The 23,453-nt window shown below is 66.6% G+C and carries 15 protein-coding genes; 3 read left to right on the top strand and 12 right to left on the bottom strand.

Features of this window, described 5'->3' with window-relative positions; all coding sequences use genetic code 11:
* Positions 1–59 precede the first annotated feature (59 nt).
* Positions 60–629 (bottom strand): lipocalin family protein, encoded by a 570-nt coding sequence (locus P0M04_RS05535; protein WP_259447955.1) that lies wholly within the window; start codon positions 627–629, stop codon positions 60–62.
* Positions 630–1,158: 529 nt separating this feature from the next.
* Between P0M04_RS05535 and P0M04_RS05530 the strand changes: the two genes are divergently transcribed.
* From P0M04_RS05530 to P0M04_RS05520, 3 genes are all read left to right on the top strand, one after another.
* The gene (locus P0M04_RS05530) at positions 1,159–7,449 is read left to right on the top strand and encodes an SPM autocatalytic domain-containing protein (protein ID WP_281042377.1); all 6,291 of its coding nucleotides are present in this window, start codon (positions 1,159–1,161) and stop codon (positions 7,447–7,449) included.
* 223 nt (positions 7,450–7,672) lie between these two features.
* Positions 7,673–9,781: a peptidase domain-containing ABC transporter gene (locus tag P0M04_RS05525; RefSeq protein ID WP_259447954.1), complete on the top strand. Its 2,109-nt coding sequence runs from the start codon at positions 7,673–7,675 to the stop codon at positions 9,779–9,781.
* The gene (locus P0M04_RS05520) at positions 9,778–11,109 is read left to right on the top strand and encodes an HlyD family type I secretion periplasmic adaptor subunit (RefSeq protein WP_259447953.1); all 1,332 of its coding nucleotides are present in this window, start codon (positions 9,778–9,780) and stop codon (positions 11,107–11,109) included. The genes P0M04_RS05525 and P0M04_RS05520 overlap by 4 nt, the downstream gene beginning before the upstream one ends.
* 38 nt (positions 11,110–11,147) lie before the next feature.
* Here the strand turns inward: P0M04_RS05520 and P0M04_RS05515 are convergent, their stop codons facing one another.
* The 11 genes from P0M04_RS05515 to P0M04_RS05465 all read right to left on the bottom strand — a co-directional run bounded on the left by P0M04_RS05515 (position 11,148) and on the right by P0M04_RS05465 (position 23,449).
* A complete protein-coding gene (locus P0M04_RS05515; RefSeq protein WP_259447952.1) occupies positions 11,148–12,968 on the bottom strand; it encodes an HAD-IIIC family phosphatase in 1,821 nt (606 codons plus the stop codon).
* A 9-nt stretch (positions 12,969–12,977) separates the two neighbouring features.
* Complete coding sequence (locus P0M04_RS05510; RefSeq protein ID WP_259447951.1) at positions 12,978–13,910, bottom strand: glycosyltransferase family 2 protein; 933 nt, start codon at positions 13,908–13,910, stop codon at positions 12,978–12,980.
* Positions 13,911–13,927: 17 nt separating this feature from the next.
* Positions 13,928–14,986, bottom strand: a complete 1,059-nt coding sequence (locus P0M04_RS05505) for an NAD-dependent epimerase/dehydratase family protein (protein ID WP_259447950.1) — start codon at positions 14,984–14,986, stop codon at positions 13,928–13,930.
* Positions 14,987–14,989: 3 nt separating this feature from the next.
* Positions 14,990–16,015, bottom strand: a complete 1,026-nt coding sequence (dmpG, locus tag P0M04_RS05500) for a 4-hydroxy-2-oxovalerate aldolase (protein WP_259447949.1) — start codon at positions 16,013–16,015, stop codon at positions 14,990–14,992.
* The gene (locus P0M04_RS05495) at positions 16,008–16,922 is read right to left on the bottom strand and encodes an acetaldehyde dehydrogenase (acetylating) (protein WP_259447948.1); all 915 of its coding nucleotides are present in this window, start codon (positions 16,920–16,922) and stop codon (positions 16,008–16,010) included. Before P0M04_RS05495 ends, dmpG begins: the two co-directional genes overlap by 8 nt.
* Positions 16,923–16,932: 10 nt before the next feature.
* Positions 16,933–17,871 carry an NAD-dependent epimerase/dehydratase family protein gene (locus P0M04_RS05490; RefSeq protein ID WP_259447947.1) on the bottom strand — a complete coding sequence of 313 codons (939 nt, stop codon included), beginning with the start codon at positions 17,869–17,871 and terminating at the stop codon, positions 16,933–16,935.
* Between the two features lies 1 nt (position 17,872).
* Entirely contained in the window at positions 17,873–19,702 is a 1,830-nt protein-coding gene (locus P0M04_RS05485) for a thiamine pyrophosphate-binding protein (RefSeq protein ID WP_259447946.1), read from the bottom strand.
* Positions 19,702–21,027, bottom strand: a complete 1,326-nt coding sequence (gene rfbH / locus P0M04_RS05480; RefSeq protein ID WP_259447945.1) for a lipopolysaccharide biosynthesis protein RfbH — start codon at positions 21,025–21,027, stop codon at positions 19,702–19,704. Before rfbH ends, P0M04_RS05485 begins: the two co-directional genes overlap by 1 nt.
* Before the next feature lie 2 nt (positions 21,028–21,029).
* Positions 21,030–22,112 carry a CDP-glucose 4,6-dehydratase gene (rfbG, locus tag P0M04_RS05475; RefSeq protein ID WP_259447944.1) on the bottom strand — a complete coding sequence of 361 codons (1,083 nt, stop codon included), beginning with the start codon at positions 22,110–22,112 and terminating at the stop codon, positions 21,030–21,032.
* Positions 22,109–22,882, bottom strand: a complete 774-nt coding sequence (gene rfbF / locus P0M04_RS05470) for a glucose-1-phosphate cytidylyltransferase (protein ID WP_259447943.1) — start codon at positions 22,880–22,882, stop codon at positions 22,109–22,111. Before rfbF ends, rfbG begins: the two co-directional genes overlap by 4 nt.
* Positions 22,883–22,957: 75 nt before the next feature.
* Positions 22,958–23,449: an acyltransferase gene (locus P0M04_RS05465; RefSeq protein ID WP_259447942.1), complete on the bottom strand. Its 492-nt coding sequence runs from the start codon at positions 23,447–23,449 to the stop codon at positions 22,958–22,960.
* Positions 23,450–23,453 lie beyond the last annotated feature (4 nt).

Raw genomic sequence — 23,453 nt, 5'->3', positions numbered from 1 at the left:
TTTCCGTAAATAACATGCCGTTGGCAAGCGTTTACCGCTGCCGCCGCCGCCGAGTGTTGTCAGTACGCCGCCTGGGGCGTCATCTCCAGCTTGCTCAGGTCGAACCCCTGCCGCTCCAGCCGCTCGAGCAGGGCGCCGTACGCCTGGCGCGACACGGTCGGGGTGCGCGCCAGGATCCACAGGTAATCCCGCCCCGGCTCGCTGACGGCGGCCAGCTGGTAGTTCGGGTCGAGGTCGATCACCCAATAGTCGCCCCACACCATCGGCAGGAACGACAGCCAGGAAGGCGCGAACCGCACTTTCAGCGTCGGCGACGTGGCGCCGCCCAGCTGGCGCGCCGTACCAACGGCCTCATCGATGGTGCCGTCCGCGCGGCGGCAGCGGTTGATGACTTGCACGGTCTTGTCCGGCTGCAGGCTGTAATGCGCCGTCGTGTTGCCGGCACATTGTTTCTGAAACCGGTTCGGGTATTTTGCAATTTCATACCAGGCGCCCATGTAGCGCGGCACGTCGAGGCCGGGGATCGGCGTCACCGGCGCGGGACGGGCGCTACGCTCGGCGGCGAGCAGCGTCGCACTGGCGCCCAGCAGGCCGAGCAGCAAGAGAATCAGGCGGGTATTCGGGAGCATGGGGACAGGTCGTTGAACTGGACTGTGTCTATCGTACGACAACCTGGCTTGCACCGGCGCCCGCCGGCGCGCGCGGCATTGTCAATAATGCAACTGCATTGGGACGCAAGAAAGTTTCCAGGTGGACTTAATGGCGGCCCGTCCGCCGTCGCCTTTCTCTTTTGCTGACAGCACTTTCTTACTGGCAACATAAGAAGCGTCATGCGCCGCGGGGCTGGAAAAGCCGGGTTCGGATCAGTTATCGAACGGATAAAAAGTGGTGGTGGAGAGAGCGGTTGTGGAGAAAAAACAACCGGGAATACCTCAAGTTGCCGGGTTTGTTGCCGTAAAGCATTCGTAAGCGCACCAATAAAATGTATCCTTAGGGAAATAGTCTTTTACTGATATCGCGCATCGGGCGGCGATTCACTCGGACAACGATCAATATATTTAAAGGTTCACAACCATGGCATCAGTTATCACCGGAATGAGCACCGCCCAGATACAGGCGCTGACTACTTCCCAAATCGTCGCACTTGCGACCACCGACATGGCTGCGTTTACCACCACGCAGCTTGGCGCGCTGACGACCAACCAGGTTCAGGCCATCGAAACCCGCGACCTGGCGGTTCTGACCACGACCCAGGTCTCGGCCGGCCTGACCACCATGCAGATCGCCGCCCTCACGACGAACCAGATCTCGTCGCTGACCACCGGCCAGACTGCATCGCTGACGACCAACCAGGTCGGCGCGATCACGACGACGGACCTGGCAGCCATGAAGACGAGCCAGATCGCCGCGCTGTCCACGAACCAGGTGGCCGCCGGCCTGACGACGAACCAGGTCGTCGCCCTGACCACGTCCCAGGCAGGCGCGCTGACGACCGCCCAGACCGCCGCCCTGACGACCAACCAGGTTGCCGCGCTGCAGACGGCCGATCTCGCCGCATTCAAGACGAGCCAGGTTGCCGCCCTGACCACGAACCAGATTTCGGCCGGCCTCTCCACGAACCAGCTGTCGTCGATGACGACGGGCCAGATCGCCGCGCTGACCACCAGCCAGGTGTCCGCCGGCCTGACGACGAACCAGATCGTCGCCCTGACCACGAGCCAGGCGGGCGCGCTGACGACCGGCCAGGTTGGCTCGCTGACCACGAACCAGGTCGCCGCGATCGAAACGACCGACCTGGCCGCCATGAAGACGAGCCAGGTCGCCGCGCTGACGACGAACCAGGTGTCCGCCGGCCTGACGACGAACCAGATCGTCGCCCTGACCACCGGCCAGGCTGCCGCGCTGACCACGAACCAGACCGTGGCCCTGACGACGAACCAGGTCGCCGCGCTGCAAACCGTCGACCTCGCCGCCTTCAAGACGAGCCAGATCGCCGCCCTGACGACGAACCAGCTCTCGGCCGGCATCTCCACGAACCAGTTCTCCTCGCTGACCACCGCGCAGATCGCGGCACTGACCACGACCCAGGTCGCCAGCGGCCTGACCACGAACCACATCGTCGCCCTGACCACGAACCAGGCAGGCGCGCTGACGACCGCCCAGGCATCGTCGCTGACGACCGCCCAGGCCAGCGCACTGGAAACCGTCGACCTGTCGTCGATGAAGACGAGCCAGATCGCCGCCCTGACGACGAACCAGATCGCCAATGGCCTGTCGACGAACCAGATCGTCGCCCTGACGACGGCACAAGCTGCCGCGCTGACCACCAACCAGACCGCCGCGCTGACCACGAACCAGGTCGCCGCACTGGAAACCCGTGACCTCGCCGCGTTCAAGACGAGCCAGGTGCAGGCCCTGACGACGAACCAGATCTCGGCCGGCCTCTCCACGAACCAGCTGTCCTCGATGACGACGGGCCAGATCGCCGCGCTGTCGACCGCACAGGTCTCGACCGGCCTGACGACGAACCAGATCGTCGCCCTGACCACCGGCCAGGCAGCCGCGCTGACGACCGCGCAGACCGCATCGCTGACCACGAACCAGGTCGCCGCGCTGCAAACCGCCGACCTGGCCGCGTTCAAGACGAGCCAGGTGCAGGCGCTGACGACGAATCAGATCTCGGCAGGCATCTCGACGAACCAGCTGTCGTCGATGACGACGGCCCAGATCGCCGCGCTGTCGACCGCACAGGTCTCGACCGGCCTGACGACGAACCAGATCGTCGCCCTGACCACGAACCAGGCCAATGCCCTGACGACCGGCCAGATCGGCGCGCTGACGACGAACCAGATCGTCGCGCTGGAAACGACTGACCTCGCGTCGCTGAAGACGAGCCAGATCGCCGCACTGACCACGAACCAGGTGTCCGCTGGCCTGACGACGAACCAGATCGTCGCCCTGACCACCGGCCAGGCTGCCGCGCTGACCACCGCGCAGACCGCCGCGCTGACCACGAACCAGGTTGCCGCGCTGCAAACGGCCGACCTCGCCGCATTCAAGACGAGCCAGGTTGCTGCGCTGACGACGAACCAGATCTCGGCAGGCATCTCGACGAACCAGCTGTCGTCGATGACGACGGCCCAGATCGCCGCGCTGACCACGGCCCAGGTGTCCACTGGCCTGACGACGAACCAGATCGTCGCCCTGAGCACGAACCAGGCCAATGCCCTGACGACCGGCCAGATCGGTGCGCTGACGACGAACCAGATCGTCGCGCTGGAAACGACCGACCTCGCGTCGCTGAAGACGAGCCAGATCGCCGCGCTGACGACCAGCCAGGTCGCCAACGGCCTGACGACGAACCAGATCGTCGCCCTGACCACGTCCCAGGCAGGTGCACTGACCACCAACCAGACCGCCGCGCTGACCACGAACCAGGTTGCAGCCCTGCAAACGGCTGACCTCGCTGCGTTCAAGACGAGCCAGGTGCAGGCGCTGACGACGAACCAGATCTCGGCAGGCATCTCGACGAACCAGCTGTCGTCGATGACGACGGCCCAGATCGCCGCGCTGACGACCGCCCAGGTGTCGGCAGGCCTGACGACGAACCAGATCGTCGCCCTGACCACGAACCAGGCAGGTGCGCTGACGACCGGCCAGATGGGTGCCCTGACGACGAACCAGGTCGCCGCGATCGAAACGGCCGACCTGGCCGCCATGAAGACGAGCCAGATCGCCGCCCTGACGACCGCCCAGGTGTCGGCTGGCCTGACGACGAACCAGATCGTCGCCCTGACCACGTCCCAGGCTGCCGCGCTCACGTCGAACCAGGTCGGTAACCTGACGACGAACCAGGTTGCCGCGCTGGAAACCGCCGACCTCGCCGCGCTGAAGACCGGCCAGGTGCAGGCGTTGACGACCGCGCAGATCTCGGCCGGCCTGAAGACCTCGCAACTGGCGTCGATGACGACGGCCCAGATCGCCGCCCTGACGACGAACCAGGTGTCGGCAGGCCTGACGACGAACCAGATCGTTGCCCTGACCACGAACCAGGCAGGTGCGCTGACCACCGCGCAGTCCGCCGCGCTGACCACGAACCAGGTCGCCGCGCTGGAAACGGCTGACCTGGCCGCGTTCAAGACGAGCCAGGTTGCTGCCCTGACGACGAACCAGATCTCGGCAGGCATCTCGACGAACCAGCTGTCGTCGATGACGACGGCCCAGATCGCCGCGCTGACCACGGCCCAGGTGTCGGCAGGCCTGACGACGAACCAGATCGTCGCCCTGACCACGAACCAGGCAGGTGCCCTGACGACCGGCCAGATCGGTGCGCTGACCACGAACCAGGTTGCCGCGATCGAAACGACCGACCTCGCGTCGCTGAAGTCGAGCCAGATCGCCGCGCTGACCACGAACCAGGTGTCCGCTGGCCTGACGACGAACCAGATCGTCGCCCTGACCACGTCCCAGGCCGGTGCGCTGACCACCGCGCAGTCCGCCGCACTGACGACCAACCAGGTCGCCGCGCTGCAAACGGTTGACCTGGCCGCGTTCAAGACGAGCCAGATCGCCGCCCTGACGACGAACCAGATCTCGGCTGGCCTCTCCACGAACCAGCTGTCCTCGCTGACGACCGCGCAGATCGCCGCGCTGACGACCGCCCAGGTGTCGGCTGGCCTGACGACGAACCAGATCGTCGCCCTGACCAGCAACCAGGCAGGTGCCCTGACGACCGGCCAGATGGGTGCCCTGACGACGAACCAGGTTGCCGCGATCGAAACGGCCGACCTGGCGTCGATGAAGACGAGCCAGATCGCCGCCCTGACGACGAACCAGGTGTCGGCTGGCCTGACGACGAACCAGATCGTCGCCCTGACCACGTCCCAGGCAGGTGCATTGACCACCAACCAGACCGCCGCGCTGACCACGAACCAGGTCGCCGCGCTGCAAACGGTTGACCTCGCTGCGTTCAAGACGAGCCAGATCCAGGCCCTGACGACGAACCAGATCTCGGCCGGCCTGTCCACCGCGCAGTTCTCCTCGCTGACGACGGGCCAGATCGCCGCGCTGTCGACGAGCCAGGTGGCCGCAGGCCTGACGACGAACCAGATCGTCGCCCTGACCACGAACCAGGCAGGTGCGCTGACGACCGGTCAGATGGGTGCCCTGACGACGAACCAGGTTGCCGCGATCGAAACGGCCGACCTGGCCGCCATGAAGACGAGCCAGATCGCCGCGCTGAGCACGAACCAGGTCTCGGCTGGCCTGACGACGAACCAGATCGTCGCCCTGACCACGTCCCAGGCTGCCGCGCTGACGTCGAACCAGGTCGGTAACCTGACGACGAACCAGGTTGCCGCGATGGAAACCGCCGACCTCGCCGCGCTGAAGACCGGCCAGGTGCAGGCGCTGACGACCGCGCAGATCTCGGCCGGCCTGAAGACCTCGCAACTGGCTTCGCTGACGACGACCCAGATCGCCGCGCTGACGACGAACCAGGTGTCGGCAGGCCTGACGACGAACCAGATCGTGGCCCTGACGACGAGCCAGGCCGGTGCACTGACCTCGGCCCAGACCGCCGCGCTGACCACGAACCAGGTTGCCGCGCTGGAAACGGCTGACCTGGCCGCGTTCAAGACGAGCCAGATCGCCGCGCTGACGACGAACCAGGTGTCGGCAGGCCTGTCGACGAACGACATCGTCGCCCTGACCACGGCACAAGCCGCTGCGCTGACGTCGAACCAGGTCGGTAACCTGACGACGAACCAGGTGGCTGCGCTGGAAACCGCCGACCTCGTCGCGCTGAAGACCGCCCAGGTCCAGGCCCTGACGACGAACCAGATCTCGGCCGGTCTGAAGACCTCCCAGCTGGCTTCGCTGACGACGGCCCAGATCGCCGCGCTGACGACGAGCCAGGTGCAGGCAGGCCTGACGACCAACCAGATCGTCGCGCTGACGACGGCCCAGGCCAACGCGCTGACGACGGCCCAGGTCGCCGCCCTGACGACGAGCCAGGTTGCCGCGATGGAAACCGCCGACGTCGCCGCGCTGAAGTCGAGCCAGATCGCCGCGCTGACGACGACCCAGGTGCAGGCAGGCCTGACGACGAACCAGATCGTCGCCCTGACGACGGCCGACGCCGGTGCCCTGACGACGGCCCAGCTGGGTGCGCTGACGACGAACCAGGTGGCCGCGATGGAAACGGCTGACCTGGCCGCGCTGAAGACCAGCCAGATCTCGGCGCTGACCACCGCGCAGATCACGGCCGGCCTGTCGACGAACCAGCTGTCCTCGCTGACGACGGCGCAGATCGGCGCGCTGACGACGAACCAGGTGGCGAACGGCCTGACGACGAACCAGATCGTCGCGCTGTCCACCAGCCAGGTGCAGGCGCTGACGACCGGCCAGTTGTCGTCGCTGACGACCAACCAGATCTCGTCGTTCGAAACCCGCGACATCGCGGTGCTGAAGACGAACCAGATCCAGGCACTGACGACGAGCCAGATCCAGAATGGTCTGACGACGACGCAGGTCGCCGCGCTGACGACCGGCCAGGTCGAGGCGCTGACGTCGGCCCAGGTGGGTGCGATGACGACGGCACAGGTCCAGCAGCTCAAGGTCGGCAGCCCGATCGTGCTCGACCTGAACGGCGACGGCGTCCACACGACGAGCATCGCCCAGGGCGTCCAGTTCGACCTGTTCGCGACCGGCAACAAGGTCACGACCGGCTGGGCGGATGCGACCGACGGCCTGCTGGCCCTGGATCGCAACGGCAACGGTGCGATCGACGACGGTAGCGAGCTGTTCGGTACGTCGACGAAGCTGGCGAACGGCCAGAACGCTTCCAACGGCTACGAAGCACTGGCCCAGCTGGATGCGAACGGCGACGGCGTGATCGACGCGAAGGATGCTGCCTACAGCAACCTGAAGGTGTGGGTCGACGCGAACGGCGACGGCGTCAGCGAATCGGGCGAGCTGAAGAGCCTGGCCTCGCTGAATGTCGCAAGCATCAACGTCAACGGCGACAAGACCACGGCCAAGGACAACGGCAACTGGATCGGCATGCAGTCGACCTTCACGAAGACCGACGGCTCCACCGCCGCCACGGCCGACGTGTGGTTCACGACCGACAAGTCGGCCGCAGAAGCCGCGGCGACCGCGACCTCGCTGAGCAGCAAGGTGGGCAGCATGGTCCAGGCGATGACGGCCTTCAACGCTGGCGATGCGGGCGTGGCGGCCGGCGGCCTGACCCTGCCGAACCTGGCAGGTGCGCAGACCGGCCTGCTGGCCTCGGTCGGCACGATGGTCGACGTGATGAAGCAGTTCGACGCCAACGGCAACAAGGTGAGCGGTGCGAACGCGGCGATGACGTCGACGGCCGAATCGCTGGCCAAGTCGGTGACGACGCCGCAGGACTCGGGCTTCCTCACCACTGGCGGCCGCAAGTAATGTCCTTCAGGGCCGGTTCGCGCCGGCCCCGCTTTGACAGCAAAAAGGCAAGACCGTTATCGGTCTTGCCTTTTTTTGCGTCCAAATTGCGACAAACCAAGAATAAGGGGTGTAACACAGTGCTGTTCAGCAACAATTCTGGGCTACAACAAGGTAATCTCTCGGTCTGCCGCACTTCGCTTCTATTAGTTTCCTAATGGCCGACAAATTCCCTCATACAACTTTGCAATGCCTGACTGCCATCGCGCAGCATCACGGCCTGCAAGTGAATCCGGAACGCCTGATCCACGACTACGCGTTGAACGCGGAGGAGCCCTCGTCGTCCATGCTGCTGGGGATGGCTTCGAGCATCGGGCTGAAGGCCAAGCTGCGCCAGCTGACGGTCGACAAGCTGCTGGGGCAGAAGGGCGTGTTCCCGCTGCTCGCGCGCCTGAAGGACGGCAACAGCATGATCGTCGTCGGTGCCCGCGCGGACGACGGCGGCGTGTTCGCCGTGCTCGATCCGCTCGGCGACCTGGGCGTCGTCAAGATGCTCGACCCGGCCGCGTTCCAGTCCCTGTGGAGCGGCGAAGTCCTGTTCCTCAAGCGCACCTCGAAGCTGGGCGACACGCGCCAGCCGTTCGGCCTGCGCTGGTTCATTCCCGAAATCCTGCTGCAGAAGGCCGCGTTCCGCGACATCGCCATCGCTGCGATGGCCATGAACATCCTCGGCCTCGCGTCGCCGATCTTCTTCCAGCTCGTCATCGACAAGGTGCTCGTGCACCACAGCGTGTCCACGTTGTGGGTGCTGGCGGCCGGCATCGGCATCGCGCTGCTGTTCGAATCGACGTTCGGCTTCATGCGCCAGATACTGACCTTGTGGGCCACCAACAAGATCGACATCCGCCTCACGCGGCGCACGTTCGCGCACCTGCTGTCGCTGCCCATCGATTATTTCGAGACCACGTCCGCGGGCGTGGTCGTGCGCCACATGCAGCAGATGGAAAAGATCCGCGGCTTCCTCACGGGCCGCATGTTCTTCACGGCGCTGGACCTCACCGCGCTGTTCATCTTGCTGCCGATCCTGTTCAGCTATTCCGTCAAGCTGGCGATGATCGTGCTGCTGTTTACGATGCTCATCAGCGGCATCGTCGCGGTGCTCGTGCCCACGTTCCAGCGCCGCCTGAACGATCTGTACACGGCCGAAGGCCAGCGCCAGGCGCTGATGGTGGAAACGATCCACGGCATGCGCACGGTGAAGGCGCTGGCCATCGAGCCGATGCAGCGCCGCGCCTGGGACCAGCGCTCGGCGCATGCGTTGAACCAGCACTTCCGCGTGGGCCAGATCTCCATCACGGGCAATGCCGTCACCGACTTCCTCGGCAAGCTGCTGCCCGTCGTGATCATCGTGATCGGCGCCCAGGACGTCTTCGACCAGACCCTGTCCGTCGGCGCCCTGATCGCCTTCCAGATGCTGTCCGGCCGCGTCAGCGGGCCGCTGATCGCCCTGGTGGGCCTCGTCAACGAATACCAGGAAACGGCACTGTCGATCCGCATGCTGGGCGAGGTCATGAACCGCGCGCCGGAAGGCCGCACCGGCGGCCTGCGTCCCGAACTGCGCGGCAACATCACGTTCGACGGCGTCGTGTTCCGCTATCCGGGCGCACAGAACAACGCGCTCGACCGCGCCAGCTTCGAGATCAAGGAAGGCAGCGTGATCGGCATCGTGGGCCGCAGCGGCTCCGGCAAGACGACGATCACGAAGGTCATCCACGGCCTGTACCGCATCCAGGAGGGCATCGTCCGCTTCGACGGCTATGACGCCCGCGAGATCGATTTGTCGCACCTGCGCCGCCAGGTCGGCGTCGTCCTGCAGGAGAACTTCCTGTTCCACGGCACCGTGCGCGAGAATATCGCCGCGACGATGCCCGAGGCCAGCTTCGAGGACATCGTCGAGGCGGCGCGCGCCGCCGGCGCCGACGAATTCATCGAGCGCATGCCGCAGGGCTACGACACGATGCTGGAAGAGAATGCGTCGAACCTGTCCGGCGGCCAGAAGCAGCGCCTGTCGATCGCTAGAGCACTGCTGGCCAAGCCGCGCATCCTCGTGCTGGACGAAGCCGCGAGCGCGCTCGACCCGGAAAGCGAAGCGATCTTCATCAACAACCTGTCGCGCATCGCCGTGGGCCGCACCGTGATCATGGTGTCGCACCGCCTGTCGACGCTCGTCAACGCCGATTCGATCCTGGTCATGCAGCGCGGCCAGCTGATGGATGCGGGCCGCCACGAAGAACTCCTGACGCGCTGCTCTACTTACATTCAATTATGGAACCAGCAAACAAGTCATCTGTGACCGCGCTCGATCCGACCGACATCGAGTTCCTGCCGGACGCCGACGAGATCGAGCGCCGGCCGCTGCCGCCGTACGCCCGCATCACCGTGCACGCGCTGGCGGCGATGCTCGTGTGCTTCCTCGGCTGGGCCAGCATCGCCGAGATCGACGAGGTCGTGAAGGCACAGGGCAGGCTTACCACCCCGTTGTCCAACATCGTCGTGCAGCCGATCGAGACGTCGATCATCCGCACGATCGACGTGCGTATCGGCCAGGTCGTCAAGAAGGGCGAGCGCCTCGCGACGCTGGACCCGACGGACGCCGATGCCGACCAGGCCCAGTTGCGCCTGAAGTTCGACAGCCTGGACACGCAGGTGAAACGCCTCGAGGCCGAATTGTCCGGCCGCGGCATGCCGGCCGAGACGGGCAAGGCCTCGGCCGACACGCAACTGCAGGACAAGCTGGCCGGCGAGCGCCGCGCCAACTTCGCCGCGCAGATGGCGCGCCTGGACGAGAACATCGCCAAGGCCCGCGCCTCGCTGGATACGAACGTGCGCGACCAGCAGGTGCTGGGCGACAGGACGAAATCGCTGCGCGAGGTGGAGACGATGCAGGAACGCCTCGTCGACCAGAAATTCGGCGCCAAGGTCAACCTGCTGGACGCGCGCAACAAGCGCATGGAAGTCGAGCGCGACTACACGCTGGCGAAGAACCAGGAACCGGAGATCCGGCGCACGCTGGCCGGCCTGGAGGCGGAGAAGCGTGCGTTCGTGAACGGCTGGCGCCAGAAGATCATGGAAGACATGCTGAACCTCACGCGCGAGCGCGACGCGACGGCCGAGCAGATCAAGAAGGGCACGCTGCGCCGCGACAAGGTGATCCTGACCGCACCGGCCGACGCCATGGTGCAGGACATCGCCAAGCTGTCGCAGGGCTCCGTCGCGCAGGCCGCCGAAAAGATGTTCACGCTGGTGCCGCTGGGGACCGCGCTGGACGCCGAGGTGCAGATCGATTCGCTCGACGTCGGCCACGTGAAGGCGGGCGATGTCGCCCACATCAAGCTCGACGCGTTCCCGTTCCAGAAGCACGGCACGCTGGAAGCGAAGGTGCGCACCTTGTCCGAGGATGCGTTCAAGCGCGACACGGCGACCACGGAATCGGGCACCGACGCGTACTACGTCAGCCGCATCGACCTCGGGGGCGGGAAGCTGAAGAACATGGACCCGCACGCGCGCCTGCTGCCGGGCATGACCCTGACCGCGGAGATCGTGGTCGGCAAGCGGACCGTGTTGTCGTATCTGTTGTGGCCCCTGACGAAGGGGCTCGATGAGGCGATCCGGGAACCGTGATCGAAACGAAAGGGGGACGCGATGTCCCCCCTTTTTTTTTAATCGATGCGCACGTGGGTTATCGGCGTTCTCGCCATGTCGCGCCGCAGGACCCACAGGCCGGGACGCTCCGGCACCGGCACGAAGCCCGCGCGCTGGTAGACGTCGCGGCAGGGCGTGTTCAGTTCCGTCTCGACGATCGCGCCCAGCAGCAGTTCCGCACCGGCTGCGAACAGCAGGTCGGCCACGTGGTGCAGCGCCGCCAGTTCCACATCCATGCCCAGCACCCGACAGCTCATCGTGTACTGCTTGATCACGCCATGCTGCACGAGCACGGCGCCCACCTGGCCGTAATCCGAAAACCTGTCCTGCACGCTGAACGAGTGGATCGTGCCGCCGTCGCGGAAGAATGCGGCGAAATCGGCTGCGCTCCAGCGCACGCCCGTCGTGTTGAACTGGTTCGTCTTGTTGATCAGCTCACTCGCGCGGGCGAAGCCGGGGTGCGCGCTGTCCGCGATCGTGTCGAACTGCATGCGCACGTCCAGCCCGGCGAGGAAATCGGCGCGGCTGTGGGTGGACTTTTCCGTTTCGCGCGCGACGATGTTGCGGTACGACGCTTCGCGCTGCGCGGCCTCGGCGCCCAATTGAAGGCGCTGCGTCTCGGCGGACCACAGCAGGATGCGGCGCGTCACGAACGGGTCGCTGCCGATCACGCGGATGCCCGGGATGTTGCTGCGCACCTCGTCGCGCTCGACCGGGTTGTCGTCCACGAACACGGCGCTCTTCGCCGTCAGCGACAGCGTGGTCAGCGTATCGCGAATGTTCATCGACTTCGGCTGCCAGTTGATCTTGGGGAGCACGAAATCGTCGTAGCGCAGCCAGGGCAGCACGGCGCGTTCCCACCGTTCGCGCACGATGTGCTCGTCGTTCTTGGAGCTGATCGACACGACGATGCCGCGCCGGCGCAGGTGCTGGATCGCATCCCAGATGCCGACCGGCCAGAAGTGCGACGGCGGCCATTCGCGCCCGTGCTCGTAATGTTCCGCGATCTGGCCGCGCCACAGCGTGTTGTCGAGGTCGAAGAACACGATCTTGACCGTGTCGAGCTGGCGCGCGACGCGGTACAGCCATTCCACCTGGCGCAGCACCAGTTCGCTGAACACGGACGTCTGCAGCGCATACGTCGAGCCGACGTCGGGCAGCAGTTCGATGCGGCCGCTGGCCGGCAGGGCCCACGACGGCGCGTTGTCCAGCGTGTGCACGTCCGCGCTCAGGGTCGCGCCGTGCGACGAGAACGACACCGGGTCGTCGAGGAAGAAGCGCTTGCCGAACGTGGCCGCGATGCTTTCGACATCGGCGACCCAGGCGTTCGGCCGGTCGCGCAACTGGTCTTCCAGCGCCTGGTTCAAAAAGCGCACGAGGCGCGCCAGGTCCGTATCCGTGCCGCGCTCCGCGAGCGCCGGGGCCGTCGGACCCTGCGGCACGATGAAGTTCGACACGAGCGTCAGCAGGCCGTGTTCGCGCTGGTAGCGCAGCACGGCGTCCAGCACGGCCGCCAGCATGCCGGCCGCTTGCGAGGCCAGGGCTTCGTAGCCGCCGGCCTGCGCGAAGTCGACGGCGCGGATCAGGTTGTCGCCGACGAGCGTGCGCAGCGGGATCTGGATGTACTGCAGCTGGTAGCTTGATGCCGCCTCCGGCGCCAGGTCCGGCAGCGCCATCAGGTTGTTGAACGGGATGTAGTCGAACGCGATGTCGGGCCGCTCGACGCGGAAGTTGTCCAGGTATTGCTCGGTCAGGCAAGAGCCGATGACGAGGATCCTGGACAGTCCGGTCGGCGTGGCTTCGAGCTCGCGCGGGAACAGGTAATCGGCGGGATGCATCGTGCGTCCTTATTCCGGCTGCAGCATCAGCGCGGTGGCGCGCCGGATCAGCGAGACGGCGCGCTCCGTGTCGACCGCGTCGCGCAGCTGCGCGGCCGGCAGCCGGGGCAGGATGGACGTAATCTCGGCCAGGCGCGTGCCCAGCAGGCCGCGCAGGCCCGGGGCCGACTCGAAGAAGAAGCGCTGGTCCCACACGTCGGACAGGATCTGCAGGCCTTCGAACTGGCCGGCGATCTGCGTGCGCGTGGCGCGCTGGTCCTGGCCGCCGTGGACGCGGAAGGAGCTGTACGCATCCTTCAGGTACACGCCGTCCTTCTTGCTCAGCACCGTCAGCCACGTGGCGAGGTCGGAGCTGACGATGTACTGGTTCCCCATGTACATGCCGAACTGCGGGCCGGCGTCGCTCTTGCGGTACAGCGCCGTCGTCGGTTCGCCGACGATGTTCCCCACCGTGCACAGGTGCATGCCGAGCGCGCGGCCCTGGATGCGCGTGTCCGTCTCGAACGCACGGCCCAGGTGGGCCGGCACGTCGTTGATCGCGTTGCCGTTGCCGTCGATGATCTGGCGGCACGACGTGACGAGGCCCACGCCGGGCTGCGTCAGCATCACGTGCATCATGACGGCGAGCTTGTGCGGGTGGAACAGGTCGTCGTCCATCAGGAAGTTGACGTAGTCGCCGCGCGCCTGGCTGTAGCAGTTCTGGAAGTTGTCCAGCGCCGGGCAGCTGGGGATGCGCAGGTAGCGCAGCTGCGGATAGCGCGCGACGTACGGCGCGAAGCGCTCGGCCGTGCGCTCGTCGTCGCTGTTGTCGCTCACGACCACCTCGAAGTTCGGGTAGGTCTGTGCGAGTGCGCTCTGCAGTGCGAGTTCGGCGTAGTCGGGCCGGTTGTGGGTGGGCAGCAGGATGCTGACGAGGGGGGAAGCGCTGGCGGGAGGCGTCATCGGTCGTGGGCGGAGCGTTACGCGGTGTGCGGGGTGGCGAACCAGCGGTAGGTCTTGTCGACCACCTGCGGCAGCGTGAGGGTCTCCTGCACGCCCAGGCGGCGTACGGTGAGGGCCAGGTCGGGGAACAGGTCGTCCACGTGCTGCTGGCGCTGCGGGGCCGTGTTGTGCGCCACGCGCGGGCGGTTGACGGCGCGTTCGCCGATCAGGCGCACGAGGTCGTTGTGCGTGACGGCCGTGGCGCTGCCCAGGTTGTAGGCTTCGCCGTCCTGGCCCTTGATCAGCGCGACGAGGGTCCACCATGCGGCGTCGGCGCCGTACAGGTAGCTGCGGCGCGCGCTGCCGTCGCCGTGGATGCGGATCTCGCCGCTCGTCAGCGTATCGCGCAGGAAGTTATTGATGGCCCACGGGCGGTCCAGCTGCTGGTAGGCGCCCGTCAGGGTGAACGGCCGCACGGTCGACACGGGCAGGCGGTACTGGCTGCGATAGATCGCGGCCGCGGTCTCGGCGGCGCGCTTGGCTTCCGCATAGACCGTGTGCGGCTGGCCGGCCGCGAGCGGGTACACGTCGTTTTCCGCCAGCGGGCCGGGGCGCTGCGGCGCGCCGGCGACGAGGCAGGAGCTGACGTTCACGAAGCGCAGCAGGCCGTCCAGCTGGCGCGCCGCGTCGAGCGCGTTGGTGACGCCGGCCACCGTCGTCTGGAACACGCGCAGCGGATCGGACGAGTGCACGCGGTTGTTCGGGATGCCGGCCGCGTGGATCACGTAGCTCGTGTTCTTCGCGAACTCGAACGACGAGCGCACGTCCTGCGCACGGACGCGGACGTCCAGGCGCGCCGCGAGGTGCGGGTAGCGCTGCAGCCATTCGTCGGGGTTGCGCGCGTACAGGTCGAGCGTGATGCCGAGGCGGTATTCGTCGTTGAGGGCGGCCACCAGTTCGGCGATCCAGGTGCCGAGGAAACCGGTACCGCCCGTGACGGCGATGTGCTGGCGCGCCAGCGCGGCGCGTACGTCGGGCTGGCCGGCGCAGGCGGCGAGGGCGTCCTGGCGGATCTCGGCAAAGCGGGATTCTTGCATGGCTTATCCTTTCGCGGCGGCGGCTTTTTTCTCGGCGAGGTCGCGCGCGACTTCGATGATCAGGCTTTCCTGGCCCGCGACGGCGTTGCGCTTGCCGAGACCGAAGAAGATGTCGCGCGCATCGACGCCGTAGTCGGCCGCGGCGCGCGCCACCGGCTTGGCGAAGCCGGAGAATACGCCGGCGAGGCCGGAGACGATCGACAGCGGCGAGATCGACGGCGCCACCGGGTTGAACGTCTTCTCCGCGATGTCGGCCGCGTCGAGGATTTTATACAGGTCGATGCCGGTCTCGAAGCCGAGGCGCTCGAACACGGCCACCAGCACTTCGAGCTGGGTGTTGCCGGCGCCGGCGCCGAAGCCGCGGATCGAGCCGTCGATGATCGTGGCGCCCGCGTTCACGGCGGCCACCGAGTTGATGACGGCCATGCCCAGGTTGTTATGGCCGTGGAAGCCGACGGGAATCGCCAGGCCGTCGGCGAGCGTCCCGATGCGTTCCGTGACGTCGTCCGGGAGGTAGGCGCCGGCCGAGTCCATGATGACGATCGCTTCCGCGCCGTACGATTCCATCTTCTTCGCTTCTTCCAGCAGCACGGCGGGCGTGGCCATGTGGCTCATCATCAGGATGCCCCACGCTTCCTTGCCGGCCTGGCGCACGAAGTTGATGTGGCGGTCGCTGATGTCGGCTTCCGTGCAGTGGGTGCCGATGCGGAACACGTCCACGCCCAGCTCCACGGCGCGCGTCAGGTCGCGCTTGATCGTGCAGAAGCCGGGAATGACGTGGATGCTCATGCGCGACTCGTGCAGGTGCTCGCGCGAGATTTTCAGGATGTCCTCGTCGGTGAGGCTGCATTCGCCGACCAGCATCGACGACGCGCCCAGGCCGTTGCCGTGGCCGACTTCGACGATGGGCACGCGCGCCGCCTCGGCCGCCTTGCAATAGGCGATGAAGGCGTCGCGGCTCAACTGGTGGCGCACCGCGTGGTTCCCGTCGCGCAGCGTCGGGTCGGTGATCAGGATCTTCTTAGCCATGCTTGCGTTCCTCAGAAGGGGTGCCGGCGCCGCTCTCGCGGGCGACGGCGATCTTTTCCGCCATCGCGATGGCGGCGCAGTTGATGATGTCCAGGTTGCCGGCGTACTGCGGCAGGTAGTCGCCCGCGCCCATCACCTTGATGGTGGTGACGATGCGGCCGCCTTCGACGGTCGGCGGCACGATCAGCTGGTAGCCCGGCACATAGCTTTTCAGTTTTTCGACCATGTCCGCCACGGCGGCCTGGATCGCGGGCAGGTCCGGTTCCGCGATCTTGGCGTAGATCGTCGTCTGCATGTCGATCGGCGGGTTGGCCGGGTTCAGGATCAGGATCGCCTTGGTGTGGCGCGCGCCGGAAAAGCGCTGCAGCGCGTCCTCGGTCGTCTCGATGTATTCGTCCAGGTTGGCGCGCGTGGCCGGACCGGCCGAGCGCGACGCGATGCTGGACGCGACTTCGATGTACTCGATGTTCTCGTGCACGCCGCCGATGGCGGCCGCGATCGGGATCGACGACTGGCCGCCGCAGGTGATCATGTTGATGTTGCAGTTCCCCGTCAGCAGGCAGTCCTGGGCGTTGATGGCCGGGATGCAGAATTCGCCCAGCTTGGCCGGGGTCATGTCGATCACGGTCTTGCCCAGTTCGTCCAGCTTGGCCCAGTGGCCGATGTGGGCCTGGGCCGACGTGCAGTCGAACACCACGTCGCAGATCGACGGATCGGCGACGATGGCTTCGATGCCGCGGTCCGAGATGGGGACGCCCAGCTGACTGGCGCGCTTCATGCCGGCCGAGTTGAAGTTACGGCCGGCGAACAGGGTGCAGGTCAGGTGCGGCGAGCGCATCACCTTGATCAGGAGGTCGGTGCCGATGTTGCCCGATCCGATGATGGCTATCTTGAGTTTGTCGGTCATCTCGTGGTACTCACAGTCTGTCATGTGCGGGCCCGCCCAGGATGGCGTCCGCTTCGATGCGGATGCCGTCCAGCGACGTGTGCGCCGGTGCGTAGCCCAGGCCGGCCGCGCGCCGGTCGAGCGAGTAGTAATGGGGCTTGGCGCCGGTGGCGTTCACGCCCGCCGGGGCCGCGGCGACTTCGTAGCGCAGGCCGTAGCGCGCGGCCATCGCGTCCAGCAGCGCGGCCTTGTCCACCGGCGCGGCGCTGTAGCAATCGAGCGCGCCGTTGGCCGGCGGCGCGGCCAGCACGCGCGTCACCAGTTGGTAAAAATCGTCCGGGTGCAGGTAGTCGCGCACCATCGTGCCGGGCGACGTCTTCAGCACGTCCTGCGCCTGGATCGCGCGCAGGATGTCGGTGATGAAGAAGCGCGCCTCCAGGTCCTGGTGGCGGCTGACATAATTGAAGACCCGCAGGTCCGTGATCGCCAGGTCCGGCAGCGCGCGGTGCTTGCATTCCGCGTGCAGCTTGGCGATGGCATACCAGTCCTGCGGCTGCAACGCGTTGGGCGCGAACGCCGTGCGGGTGTCCGGGCCGGCCGGTTCTTCGAAGCCGCTGCCGTACGCGGCGCCGCTCGAGAGAAACACGTAGCGGCGCTGCGGGTGCGCGCGCAGGCCGCGCAAGGCGAGATCGTCGAATTCCTGCGTCACGCCGAGGATGGCTCCGCCCATCTGCGCGGCGCGGCGCGGATCGCCCACGCCGACGAAGTTCAGCACGGCGTCGTGCGGTTCCTGGCCGTAGGCGCCGTAGTCCGCGACGGGGTAGGACAGCCCGTGCGCCTCCTGCCAGCCGCGCAGGGCGGCCGGATCGCGGCCGTACAGCAGGATCCCTCGGTGGCCGGCATGCGCGAACGACAGGACCAGGTCCTGTGCGATCCGGCTGCTGGCACCGAGGATGGCGATGCGTTCCATGTCAGAGCGACTTCGACTTCTCGTGCATGCCGCCGATCATGGCCGCGTCCAGCACGTCGCGCGGCAGCAGCGGCGACAGGTCTTCCAGCGGCGGCGACACGAGCGTGCCGTCCGCGCGCGCCACCACGCCCAGCTTCGGCGAGAACAGCTGCTCCGGATGCATGAACACTTCGCAGATCACCGGACCCGTGGCGGCCTGCACGGCCTCCAGCGTCGCGTCGCACTCGTCCCAGTGGCGGATCTGGTACGAAGGGATGCCGAAGCCGGCGGCCACCTTCGAGAAGTCCGGGCACGACACGCCGGAGGCGCGGTTCGTGCCGACGAAGTCGCTGTTCTTGAACAGCGACTTCTGCGTGTGCTTGATCATCAGGTAGCCGTCGTTGTTGAAGATGAACAGCTTGATCGGCAGCTGGTGGTGGACCATCGTCTGCAGCTCCTGCAGGTTCATCATCATGCCGCCGTCGCAGTTCAGGCACATCACTTCGCCGCGGTCGCGCGCGAACGACACGCCCAGGGCAGCCGGCAGGCCGTAGCCCATCTCGCCCAGGCCCGTCGACGTCATCAGGCGCTGGCCTTCCTTGAAGCGCAGCACCTGGTGGCCGGACAGCAGCGCCGTGCCCATGTCGGTGACGACGACCTGGTCCGGCTTGAAGAAGCGGTTCAGGCGCTCCATGAAGCGGTACGAATTCATCCAGCCCGGCGCGTCGGCATGTTCCTCGCCGACCCACGGGAATTGCTCCTCGTAGGCGCGGCAGCGGGCCAGCCAGTCGCTCTTCGCGGCCACCGGCGCCGGCTGCAGGCGCGCCAGCAGGGCGTCCATGAAGGCGCGCGCGTCGCAACGCACGTTCTCGCGCGTGCGGCGCGCATGCTTGACCACTTCGTCCGCGTCGATGTCGACGACGTCGATGCGGGCCAGGCGCGCCAGTTCGTTCAGGTCGTAGCCGATCTGCGGGATCGCGAGGCGCGTGCCGATCGCCAGCACATAGTCGCTGTTCTGCAGGATGAAGTTGGCCGCACGCTGGCCGTACACGCCCGCGCGGCCGAACACCTGCGGGTGGCTTGAGTCGATCATGTCGATGCCGGCCCACGACACCAGCGCGGCGGCGCCGGTCGCTTCCAGCAGCGGCGCGATCAGGCGCTCGGCGCCCGCCAGGCGGATGCCGTTGCCGAGCCACAGGACCGGGCGCTCGGCCTGGCGCAGCGCGTCCAGCACGCTGTCGATCTGGGCGGAGACGGCGGCGTCGATCCATTCGGCGGCAGCCGGCGCCTCGAACTGCGCCAGCGCGGCCGGATTGACGCGCGCGGACTGGATGTCCATCGGGATCTCGATCCACGTGGGGCCCGGGCGGCCGTCCAGCGCGATGTGCGCGGCCTTCTGCAGCTCCAGTGCAACCTGGTCGATCGCCATCACGCGGTGCGCGTACTTGGTCACGCGCTCGACCATCTGGCACGAGTCGTAGCCCTGCACGCCCCACATGCGCAGCGGATTGTCCGGGAACGTGTAGCGGCTGTTCTCGTTGCCGGCGATGCACAGGCACGGGATCGAATCGGCCCACGCCGAGACGGTGCCCGTCACGCCGTTGGTCGAGCCGGCGCCCGTCGTCAGCAGCGCGGCGGCCAGGCGGCCGTGGGTGCGGTAATACGTCTGCACCGCCATCGTGGCGGCCTGCTCGTGGTGCACGCACACGATCTCGGTGTAGCCGCGCCGCGTGATCGCTTCGAACAGGTGGACGTTGCCCGCGCCGATGATGCCGAAGGCGTGGCGGATGCCCAGCTGTTCGAGGGTCGCGGCGATGGCGTCCGCGCCCTTGATGGTGTCTTGTTGTTGCATCAGAAATTCACGCCAAAGAATGCTTCGATTTTCTCGATCACGAAGTCCAGCATCTCGCGGGTCAGGCCCGGGAACACGCCGATCCAGAACGTGTCGTTCATCACGCGGTCGGTGTTCGTCAGGTCGCCCGACACGCGGTAGTTACGGCCGATCATGTACGGCTGGCGCGTCAGGTTGCCGGCGAACAGCAGGCGCGTGCCGATCTTGTACTGGTCCAGGTAGGTCAGCAGGTCGACGCGCGACGCATTCGCTTCCGGCTTCAGGGTCATCGGGAAGCCGAACCAGGACGGATCGGAGCCTTCGGTCGCTTCCGGCAGGATCAGGAATTCCGCGCACGACTGCAGGCGTTCCTTCAGGTACGCGAAGTTGTCCTTGCGCGCCTGGACGAAGTCGCCCACGCGGTCGATCTGCGCGAGGCCGCAGGCGGCCTGCATGTCCGTGATCTTGAGGTTGTAGCCCAGGTGGGTGTACGTGTACTTGTGATCGTAGCCTTCCGGCAGCGTGCCCAGCTTCCAGCAGAAGCGGCGGCCGCAGGTATTGTCCTTGCCCGGTGGGCAGTAGCAGTCGCGGCCCCAGTCGCGGAACGATTCGGCGATCAGCTTCAGTTCCGGGTTGTTGGTGAACACGGCGCCGCCTTCGCCCATCGTGATGTGGTGGGCCGGGTAGAACGACATCGTGCCGATGTCGCCGAACGTGCCGACCATCTTGCCGCGGTAGGTCGAACCGAGCGCGTCGCAGCAATCCTCGATGAGCCACAGGTTGTACTTCTTGCACAGCGCCGTGATGACGTCCAGGTTGTACGGGTTGCCGAGCGTGTGCGCCAGCATGATGGCCTTGGTCTTCGGGCCGATTGCCGCTTCCAGCTTCGTCACGTCGATGTTGTACGTGCCCAGTTCGACGTCCACGAACACGGGGACGGCGCCGAACTGGATGATCGGATTGACCGTCGTCGGGAAGCCGGCGGCCACGCCGATCACTTCGTCGCCCTGCTGGATCGCGCGCGGGCCCAGCTTGGGCGAGGTCAGCGTCATGAAGGCGACGAGGTTGGCGGACGAGCCCGAGTTCACGGTGATCAGGTGCTGCACGCCGATCAGCTTGGCCAGCTTTGCTTCGAACTGGTCGTTGAAACGGCCGGTGGTCAGCCAGGCGTCGAGCGAGGCATGCACCATCATTTCCATCTCGGGCGCGCCCACGACCTTGCCGGCGGCCGGGATCACGGTCGTGCCGGGCTCGAACGGACGCGGCTGGCTCGCCAGGGCGCCGTACTGGCCGACCAGCTGGATGATCTGCTCGCGCAGTTGTTCTTTGGTTTGTGCTTCGCTCATCATTAGACCTTATCGGGTTGCGTATTCTGGTAGGAGGCGATCTGCGCCAGCGTGAAGTCGCGCATGGCGGCGCCGGCCGCATGGGCCTTGTGCCAGTCGACGATGCGGACCAGCGTCTCGGCCAGCGTCCAGCGCGGCTGCCAGTGCAGGCGCGCGCGCGCCTTGGCGCAGTCGAGCTTCAGGTACGTCGCTTCGTGCGGCTGCGGCGCGCCGTCGAGTTCCCACGCGGCGCCATCACCCCACGCGGCGCACAGGCGCTCGACGATCCATTCGACCGGCCGCGCGTCGGTGTCGTGCGGGCCGAAATTGAAGCCTTCGGCGAAGGCCGGGCCCTGTTCATACAAATGTTCGGCCAGCGTCAGGTAGCCCGACAGCGGCTCCAGCACGTGCTGCCATGGCCGGATCGCGTGCGGGCTGCGGATGCGCACGGGCTGGCCGGACGCGATTGCACGCATCATATCCGGAATCAGGCGGTCCTGCGCCCAGTCGCCGCCGCCGATCACGTTGCCCGCGCGGCCCGAGCCGAGCGCGACGCCGTGGCGCGCGTGGTCGGCCGGGTTGAAGAACGACGAGCGGTAGGCGCTCGTGACGAGTTCCGCGCACCCTTTGCTGTTGCTGTAAGGATCGTAACCACCCATGGCCTCATCCTCGCGATAGCCCCATACCCACTCGCGGTTTTCGTAGCACTTGTCGCTCGTGACGTTGACGACGGCGCGCACGCCTTGTGTCGCGCGCACGGCTTCGAACAGGTGCACGAGGCCCATCACGTTGGTCGAATAGGTCTCGACCGGATCGGCGTACGAATGGCGCACGAGCGCCTGCGCCGCCATGTGGATCACGATGTCCGGGCGCGCCTCGGTGAGCGCCTGGCGCAGCGCGGCGGGGTCGCGGATGTCGCCCTGCAGCGAGCGCATGCCGTGCGCCACGCCGGCCGCGTCGAACAGGCTCGGGCTGCTGGGCGGCGCCAGCGCGAAACCGGTCACGTCGGCGCCCAGCTGCTGCAGCCACAGGCTCAGCCAGCTTCCCTTGAAGCCCGTGTGGCCGCTCAGGAAGACGCGCTTGCCGCGCCAGAAGGATGGATTCATTTCCAGACTTTCCAGGGCGCCTTGCCCGTTTGCCAAAGTTCTTCCAGCAACACCTTGTCGCGCAGCGTGTCCATCGGGTGCCAGAAGCCCGTGTGGCGGAAGGCCGAGAGCTGGCATTCGTCCGCGAGGCGTTCCATCGGTTCCTTTTCCCACACGGTCGTGTCGCCGTCGATGTAGTCGATGACCTTCGGCGACAGCACGAAATAGCCGCCGTTGATCCACGCGCCGTCGCCCTGCGGTTTTTCGCGGAACGCCGTCACGCGCTCGCCTTCGAAGTCGATGGCGCCGAAGCGGCCCGGCGGCTGCACGGCCGTCATCGTGCCGAGCAGGCCGTGTGCCTTGTGGAAAGCCAGCGAGGCGCCGATGTCGATGTCGGCCACGCCGTCGCCGTAGGTGAAACAGAACGCCTCGTCGCCTTCGACGAAGCGGCGCACGCGCTTCAGGCGGCCGCCCGTCATGCTGGTGTCGCCCGTGTCGACCAGGGTCACCTTCCACGGTTCGGCGAAGCGCTGGTGCACTTCCATCGAATTGTTCTGCAGGTCGAAGGTGACGTCAGATGTGTGCAGGAAATAGTTGGCAAAAAATTCCTTGATCACATAGCCCTTGTAGCCGCAGCAGATGACGAACTCGTTGATCCCGTAGGCCGAGTACTGCTTCATGATGTGCCACAGGATCGGCTTGCCGCCGATCTCGACCATGGGCTTCGGCTTGATCGTCGTTTCTTCGCTGAGTCGGGTGCCGAGGCCGCCGGCAAGGATTACTGCTTTCATGGTATCGATGTGTGCGTGAAAGTGGTTTCTGTCATCGCTGAGGCGGATTGTAGCCCGCACCCGGCGCCGATGGCGTCATGGTTGCGCCTGCTCCGCCGGGGTGTCGCCGTCGAGCATGCGCACGACCCGTGCCGGGTTGCCCAGGACGAGCGCATGAGGCGGCACGTCGCGCGTGACGACGGCGCCCGCGCCGACCATGGCGTGGTGGCCGATCGTCACGCCCGGCAGGATCACGGCGCCGGCGCCGATCGACGCGTGGTGTTCGACGATGGTCTGCGGAAAACTGTCGGGGTATTGCTTGGAACGGGGATAGCGGTCGTTCGTGAACGTGGCGTTGGGGCCGATGAACACGTTGTCGCCCACGCGCAGGCCGTCCCACAGGTACACGCCGCATTTCACGGTGACGTTGTCGCCGATGACGACGTCGTTCTCGACCAGGCAGTGCGCGTTGATGTTGCAGTTGTCGCCGATGACGGCGTCCTTGAGCACGACGCAGAATTGCCAGACCGTCGTGGTCGGGCCGATTTGCGTCGCGTGCACGTCGGCCAGCGGATGGATTTTCGCCATGGTG

Source organism: Telluria mixta (assembly GCF_029223865.1).
GTDB classification, from domain to species: domain Bacteria; phylum Pseudomonadota; class Gammaproteobacteria; order Burkholderiales; family Burkholderiaceae_D; genus Telluria; species Telluria mixta.
The sequence above is the reverse complement of the archived record's forward strand: the minus strand, read 5'-3'. Positions and strand labels throughout refer to the sequence as shown.